General features: G+C 48.9%; 7 protein-coding genes and 2 pseudogenes. 8 read left to right on the top strand and 1 reads right to left on the bottom strand.

Annotation, left to right across the window (positions count from 1 at the left end; all coding sequences use genetic code 11):
* Positions 1 to 23 precede the first annotated feature (23 nt).
* Positions 24 to 425, top strand: coding sequence for a fasciclin domain-containing protein (locus IQ235_RS14545; RefSeq protein ID WP_264322172.1), 402 nt, complete (start codon positions 24 to 26; stop codon positions 423 to 425).
* 127 nt (positions 426 to 552) lie between these two features.
* Positions 553 to 678 (top strand): annotated as a pseudogene (locus IQ235_RS14550) (Uma2 family endonuclease); the annotation flags it as partial.
* A 67-nt stretch (positions 679 to 745) separates the two neighbouring features.
* On the opposite strand, the gene recA reads toward IQ235_RS14550, so the two are convergent.
* Positions 746 to 1,861 (bottom strand): recombinase RecA, encoded by a 1,116-nt coding sequence (gene recA / locus IQ235_RS14555; RefSeq protein WP_319592596.1) that lies wholly within the window; start codon positions 1,859 to 1,861, stop codon positions 746 to 748.
* Positions 1,862 to 2,118: 257 nt separating this feature from the next.
* Here recA and xseA point away from each other — a divergent pair, with 257 nt between their 5' ends.
* The 6 genes and pseudogenes from xseA to IQ235_RS14585 all read left to right on the top strand — a co-directional run bounded on the left by xseA (position 2,119) and on the right by IQ235_RS14585 (position 6,952).
* A complete protein-coding gene (gene xseA, locus IQ235_RS14560) occupies positions 2,119 to 3,414 on the top strand; it encodes an exodeoxyribonuclease VII large subunit (RefSeq protein ID WP_319592597.1) in 1,296 nt (431 codons plus the stop codon).
* 63 nt (positions 3,415 to 3,477) lie between these two features.
* Positions 3,478 to 3,693 (top strand): exodeoxyribonuclease VII small subunit, encoded by a 216-nt coding sequence (gene xseB, locus IQ235_RS14565; protein WP_264322168.1) that lies wholly within the window; start codon positions 3,478 to 3,480, stop codon positions 3,691 to 3,693.
* Between the two features lie 177 nt (positions 3,694 to 3,870).
* The gene (locus IQ235_RS14570) at positions 3,871 to 4,251 is read left to right on the top strand and encodes an SMI1/KNR4 family protein (protein WP_264322169.1); all 381 of its coding nucleotides are present in this window, start codon (positions 3,871 to 3,873) and stop codon (positions 4,249 to 4,251) included.
* Between the two features lie 9 nt (positions 4,252 to 4,260).
* Positions 4,261 to 4,617 carry a hypothetical protein gene (locus IQ235_RS14575; protein WP_264322170.1) on the top strand — a complete coding sequence of 119 codons (357 nt, stop codon included), beginning with the start codon at positions 4,261 to 4,263 and terminating at the stop codon, positions 4,615 to 4,617.
* A gap of 342 nt (positions 4,618 to 4,959) precedes the next feature.
* A pseudogene (locus tag IQ235_RS14580) lies at positions 4,960 to 5,091 on the top strand (exodeoxyribonuclease VII small subunit); the annotation flags it as partial.
* 211 nt (positions 5,092 to 5,302) lie between these two features.
* Positions 5,303 to 6,952 (top strand): alpha-amylase family glycosyl hydrolase, encoded by a 1,650-nt coding sequence (locus IQ235_RS14585; RefSeq protein ID WP_264322171.1) that lies wholly within the window; start codon positions 5,303 to 5,305, stop codon positions 6,950 to 6,952.
* Positions 6,953 to 7,067 lie beyond the last annotated feature (115 nt).

Raw genomic sequence — 7,067 nt, forward strand, 5'->3', positions numbered from 1 at the left:
CCCATCCCCCATTCCCCATTCCCATGGCAAATATTGTTGAAATTGCAGTCAATACCGAAGGCTTTTCCACCCTCGTTGCAGCAGTCCAAGCAGCGGGTTTAGTCGAAGCCTTGCAATCCCCCGGCCCATTTACGGTGTTCGCACCCACCGATGATGCTTTTGCCAAGTTGCCTCCCGGAACCGTGCAAACCCTGGTGCAAAACCCCCCCCAACTGGCGCGCATCCTCAAATATCACGTGGTTTCTGGCAAGTTGAATCGGGCGGATTTAGCCGAGTTGGAAACGGTGACATCCCTCGAAGGCGCGCCGATTCCGATCGACTGTACCGATGAATTTGAAGTCAAAAACTCGACGGTAGTCGCGGCTGATATCGAAGCGGATAACGGCATCGTTCACGTCATCGATAATGTCATTTTGATGGGGTGATACTTTAAGATCGACGTATCTGCTAACTTGCACGAAAGAGCGATCGCCCGAATTTTCCCTCTTTGTCTCCATCTGCGGCCTCTATTGTTTCCGGGTAACTCTCGATGCTAACAACGCTTGCCGAACCCAAAACCGACAAGTTTACATCTATCGTCCGGGGCGAGAAGTCGAAGTTCTCGATAATCCCACTCAACTTTCCGGTGAGGAGATCCTACCGGGTTTCGTGCTGAATTTGCGCCGTATTTGGCGATAACCCCGAGGCGATCGCGATCGCCTCGGGGTTCGTACCAACTAAGAATCCGAATCGAGGCCAAACTCGATTACTTCTTCTTCTTCGTGGGATCTTTCTCCTCTTCAACTTCGATCCCATTAGGGGTATCTTTTTCAGCCACCACCCCAACGGAGTTGGCCGAAACCACTGCCCCCATCTCCAATTTTTCTCGAACTTGCCGTTCGATGTCTGCGGAAAAATCGGGATTTTCGGTCATGTAGGCAATAGTATTGTCCCGGCCTTGTCCGAGGTTGTCGCCGTTGTAGCTGTACCAAGCACCGCGACGGTTGATGACTCCGGTTTCTTCGGCAAGGTCGAGCAAACAGCCGAGGCTGGAGATGCCTTTACCGAAGAGGATATCGAATTCGGCAATCCGAAACGGCGGCGCGACTTTGTTTTTTGCCACCTTGACTTTGGCGCGAATGCCGAACTCTTCGGTTCCCTTCTTCAAGGTCTGGGAACGGCGAATATCCAGGCGTACCGAGGAGTAGAACTTAAGGGCGTTCCCCCCGGTGGTGGTTTCGGGGTTGCCGTAGACGATGCCGATTTTCAGGCGCAACTGGTTGAGGAAAATGACGCTGCATCCAGATTTACCGATATTTCCGGTAATTTTGCGCAAGGCATGGCTCATCAAACGGGCTTGCAAGCCGACGTGGGTATCGCCCATGTCTCCTTCGATTTCCGCCCGTGGGGTCAGGGCGGCCACCGAGTCTACCACCACTAAGTCTACCGCCACCGATCGCACTAGCTGATCGACGATTTCTAAGCCCATTTCCCCGGTATCGGGTTGGGAGACCAGTAAGTTGGCAATATCCACCCCCACCGCAGAAGCGTAAGTGGGATCGAGGGCGTGTTCTGCATCCACAAATGCAGCAATACCCCCCGCTTTTTGGACTTCGGCGATCGCGTGTAGCGCGAGTGTGGTTTTACCAGAGCTTTCCGGGCCGTATATTTCGATAACTCGTCCCTTGGGCAAACCGCCACCCAACGCCAAATCTAGGGTCAGCGCCCCGCTGGGAATGGTTTCCACCTTCATGCGGGTGGCATCTCCCAAGCGGATAATCGACCCTTTACCAAAGGAGCGCTCGATTTGATTCATCACCAAATCTAGCGCTTTTTGCTTCTCGGGATTTCCCGTTATCGCATTAGTCGTTGCAGTGGCCATGCTTCGCCTCTATATCGTTTATAAATCTATTGTTATGAAGGTTCGATCTCTGGTTCATCTGTTCTCGTTTCCCTATTCTAGTTTAGGGGTATAGGAGTGGGAGAACATTACGGCCATACCTACTTGACAAAAGCTTTCAGTTTGGGCACAAAATTCAGGGGAATCAATATTGTGAGCGACTGTATTGATTTTAGAACAATTTTCACCAACTCGGGAGTATCCGCGATATCTTAGAGAGATTCTCGATCGAGTGCAGGTTGCCCGAGCGATCGCCCCTTTGCTACCGTCAAAATTCCACTGCCAGGATGATGATGTCCGATTCCCAGATTGCCAATTCTCCGATTACCGATACCGCTCTTTCCGTGGGAGGGCTAACAGAGTACATTCAAGCCCTGCTGCAAGACGATCGCCAACTGCGCCAGGTCTGGGTAACGGGGGAAGTCTCCAGCACCAACGCCCACCGCAGCGGCACGTTTTTCACCCTGCGCGACACTGAGGGGAATGCCACGATTCGCTGTGTGGTGTGGCGATCGCAGTTGGAAAAACTGGCGGCGGATCTGGTTTGTGGAGAGCAGTTTTTGGTGTTGGGCAGCATCCGCGTCTATCCGGCGCGGGGGGAGTATCAACTGAGCGTTTGGCAGGTGTTGCCCGCTGGGGAAGGGTTACAGGCACTGCGATATCGCCAGCTTCGCAACCGCCTCGAAGCCGAAGGATTGTTCGATGCGGCCCACAAGAAAACGCTTCCTCCTCACCCTCAAACCATCGCTGTGGTTACCTCTGGCCGGGCGGCGGCTTGGGGGGATATTCAGCGTACGCTCAAACAGCGGTATCCGGGACTGCGGGTGCTGCTGTCTGAGGCGATCGTCCAGGGCGATCGCGCGCCAGATTCCATTGCCGGGGCGATCGCGCGAGTGGAAAAAGACGGACGCGCCGAGGTGCTGATTCTGTCGCGGGGTGGGGGTTCGGTGGAGGATTTAGCTTGTTTCAACGACGAGCGGGTTGTCAGGGCGATCGCCACTTGCTCGATTCCGGTTATTGCCGGAATTGGGCACCAGCGAGACGAATCCCTGGCGGATTTAGCGGCGGATGTCTGCGTCCATACACCAACGGCGGCAGCAGAATTAGTGGTTCCGTCTCTCGAGGGGTTGCGGGAGGAACATCAGGCGCGGATTGAGGCGCTGGCGGCAACGGCAAATGCCCGTCTGGAAGCAGAACGCAACCGGTTACGACAGCTCCAAAATCGCCTGCAAAAGCTATCCCTCGACCAACAACTCGATTGGGAACGAAAAGAGCTGAAACGGCTGCGCCAGGGGCTAATTCGCGCCGCTCGATCGCGGTGGCAAGGGGCAACGGGGCAGTGTCAGTTACTCTCGGAGAAGCTCGCAACTCTCGATCCCCAAGGGGTGCTGAGTCGGGGATATGCAGCAGTGCGATCGGCAAACGGGGAAATCGTGCGATCGACAGTTGGGTTGCAGGAGGATGATGTATTGGAGGTGCAGTTGGGAGAGGGACGGATTCGGGTGAAACTTATCGAGATTTTGGGGGATAAATAATTTTAAGGAACCACAAAGGCACGAAGAGCGCAAAGTTGGAATAAAGAGAAGAAAGAGACAATTATGGCTAAGGCTAAAGCGAAACAGAACTGGAATTACGAGGAAACAGTGGTGAAGGTTGAGGAAATTATCGATCGAATTGAGTCGGGGGAGTTGGAGTTGGCTAAGGTGTTTGAGGAGTTTGCAGTGGCAACGGAGGGGTTGAAGCAATGCGAAACGTTTTTGGATGAGAAACAGAAACAACTCAATTTATCGATCGAGGTTTTGGAGGGGGATTAATCGATTAAAAACCTTTATAGCAATTCTCAGTCTTGTGAGGTACACCCAAATTCTATTTCCTATTCCCCATTCCCCATTCCTGGTTACTGAGCCTGTCGAAGTGCCCATTCCCCATTCCCGAAAACCAGAAACTCTGTACTTCAACAGATTGATAACCGCTATATATTTATATGGATAATGTCAGAATTAACCGAGGCGCTACAACGAATTAAGCACTGGATTGAAGTTAATACACCTTTAGACAATAATTTTAATCCCGGTCTTAATTTTGCTTGTATTGATACTTTACTAAAAAATTTACCTTTTAAAATTCCACGAGAAGTTCGCGAATTATACGAATTTTTTGATGGAGGTTCCAGAGTCGAACTGTTTCCATTTTGGGGATTCTACTCGTTAGAAGAAGCCATAAAAAATTGTCATGACTGGGTTGAGGTGTATCGTAAAAATTGCGAACCTCTCCATCAACTGCCTCTTTTCTGGCTAGCAGGTGAGTATTACGTCATTTGCGAAGAGGAAGAAATTGACAGTTCTCCCGTCTGGTTTCGTCCCAAAGGATAAGAGCCAATTTTGTCCTACTCTAGCCTAACTAGTTTGATGCAAATGATGGCAGAATGTTACGAAACAGGAGCCTATTTTATCTGGACGGAAGAGTGCGATGGACAATATTTTAGTGAGGAATTTGGAGAGTTAACAGTGTATGCTGAAGATAGCATTTCTCAACTGCGTCAGTTCCGAGAAACGGTGTCTCATCCTGTCATAATTGGCGTTTGGGGTAGTGCGGTAGCGCAAGAGATAGCTTACGAAGAACTTTCGGAAGAAGAAGCCGCGTATTTAGCTCAACCTCGATTAGAAGAAGATTTTGAAAAATCTAGTCTAATTTTTAAGAAATACAATCCAAAAATTGGAGAGCGTCAGGATTTATAATTTTAAGCATTTAGCCACCAGCCACCAGCCACCAGCTTCAAATCAGCATCAGAAAAGACTTAGAAGTCTTAAATCTGGCAAGAGAACTTAAATTCAACGAATGCGAACCTGCTTTATTCAAAAGCTATTTGCTGATACCTAAAGGTCTAGACATCTTTGGAAAATAAGAACTAGGGAACGAGAAAATTTGGATCTGGGGTAAAAGTTTACGACCGCAATTTTTAGATTGAAATTGACTTTTATTTTTGGAAATGTCTAATAATAAAGAATGTGAAATTAGGAGGAAAACAAATCACAGCAAAAGCGAAAACGAGCAAAAACTAGAATCACGAAAAAACGGTTGCAAAAGTTGAGAAAATTATCGATCGCATTAAATCGGGGGAGTTGGAGTTGGCAAAAGTGTTTGAGGAGTTTGCGGTGGCAACGGAAGGTTTGAATCAATGCGAAACGTTTGTGAGTGAGAAACAGAAGTAACTGGATTTATCGATCGAGGTGTTGGAGGACGATCGATCGTCTCAACTCTCCACTTTACCCGAAGAGATAGAATTTCAACGGACTCACGTGAAAGAGACGATGAATTTCTCCTTATTTTTCCTCGGGCAAATTTCAAAAATATTTCTATAGGAAGATGATGCGACCTAAAAAACAGAATATTTTATAGACCATAGAGTTTTAAAAAACTTTCATGGGTAGCTTCATCGAATTTAAGTTATTTGCGCCTTACAACAAAGCAGCAGCCTTAATTGGTTCTTTTTCTGACTGGGAAGAAATTCTCATGGAAAAAGACGAGCGCGGATACTTCCGTACCCAAGTTGAATTAGAAGATGGGCAATATCAATACAAATTTCGGGTGCGATCGAAATCTTGGTTTTTCGAGGAAGATGAATGGGTCGATGTCGTCGATCCTTATGCCACCGATATTGACGACCCAACTCAAAACGGCATCGTCCGCATCAAAGATGGTGAAAAAATAGTCGATACCTATGTTTGGCAGCATGACGACAAACCCCTACCGTCCGATCGAGAACTGGTAATATACGAACTGCACATCAGCGACTTTTCGGGTGGCGAAGACGATGCCGAATTGCGAGGAAACTACCAACACGCGATCGAGAAATTAGACTATCTCTGCGATTTGGGAGTGAATGCCATCGAGCTGATGCCCGTCAAAGAGTATCCTGGAGACTACAGTTGGGGATATAACCCCCGATATTTCTTCGCCACCGAATCCAGTTACGGTTCCACGGCAGACTTGAAACGCTTAATCGATGAGTGTCACGGCAAAGGCATTCGGGTCATCATGGACGGAATTTACAACCATTCGGAAGCTTCGAGTCCCCTAACGCAAATCGACCACGACTACTGGTACTATCACGAACCTCGCGACCCCGAAAACAACTGGGGGCCGGAGTTTAACTACGAACACTACGACGAAAATCTCGATGTCAAACCTGCTTGGCAGTTTATCGGCGATACCGTACGCTTTTGGATTCAGGAATACCACATCGATGGCGTTCGCTACGATGCGGCGCGGCAAATTGACAACTACGATTTCATGCACTGGGTTGTCGAAGAAGCCAAAAAGACGGCCGGAATGAAACCGTTTTACAACGTAGCCGAGTACATCCCCGAAACCACCAGCATTACCAATCTTGACGGCCCGATGGATGGTTGCTGGCACTATAGTTTCTATGACACCGTCAAAGCGCATATCTGCGGCGATACCTTCGATCTCGAACAGCTCAAAGAAGTTCTCGACTGCAAGCGTCAGGGGTTTTTGGGGGCGACCAACGTCGTCAACTACCTGACCAATCACGACCACGAACGGTTGATGGTGGAGTTGGCCAATCGAGAGATTTTCGACGAAGCGGCATTTAAGCGACTCAAGCTGGGGATGGTCTTGTTGATGACGGCTGTTGGCATTCCCCTCGTTTGGATGGGTGAAGAGTTTGGCGATTATCACATCCTCGACCCGGAACCGACGAAAATCGATTGGACCCTATTGGGTAACGACCTCAATCGCAATTTATTTGAGCATTGCAAGGGTCTAATTCACCTGCGCGAGAATAACCACGCACTGTACACCGAGAATATCGATTTCTTTCACGAAGATGCCGAATCTGGGGTGATTGCCTATACGCGCTGGAATGACAAAGGCTCTCGTGTCGCGGTCGTTGCCAATTTCTCCGGGCAATTTTTAGCAGGCTATCGAGTTCCCAATTTCCCGGCGAACGGGACTTGGCACGAATGGACGGGAGATTACGATCTCGAATCGGGGGATGACAATATCCTCATCGATTTGCCCGAGTACGAGGCGAAAGTATTGGTTTGGTAGTAACGTGATGTGCAACTTTCTGTGCGGCCTTGAATTTAAGCCACTTGAGTCACTTAAAACTTGGACTTTCTCGCAAATCGAAACGGAAAATTGGAGGTCTCGTACTTTAAGTTGC

The sequence above is a fragment of the Zarconia navalis LEGE 11467 genome (genome assembly GCF_015207075.1).
GTDB classification, from domain to species: domain Bacteria; phylum Cyanobacteriota; class Cyanobacteriia; order Cyanobacteriales; family Geitlerinemataceae; genus Zarconia; species Zarconia navalis.

Excerpts from the sequence above, each read along its gene's own strand:
- IQ235_RS14585 (WP_264322171.1), top strand. The coding sequence starts at position 5,303 with ATGGGTAGCTTCATCGAATTTAAGTTATTTGCGCCTTACAACAAAGCA.
- recA (WP_319592596.1), bottom strand. The coding sequence starts at position 1,861 with ATGGCCACTGCAACGACTAATGCGATAACGGGAAATCCCGAGAAGCAA.
- IQ235_RS14570 (WP_264322169.1), top strand. The coding sequence starts at position 3,871 with ATGTCAGAATTAACCGAGGCGCTACAACGAATTAAGCACTGGATTGAA.
- xseB (WP_264322168.1), top strand. The coding sequence starts at position 3,478 with ATGGCTAAGGCTAAAGCGAAACAGAACTGGAATTACGAGGAAACAGTG.
- IQ235_RS14545 (WP_264322172.1), top strand. The coding sequence starts at position 24 with ATGGCAAATATTGTTGAAATTGCAGTCAATACCGAAGGCTTTTCCACC.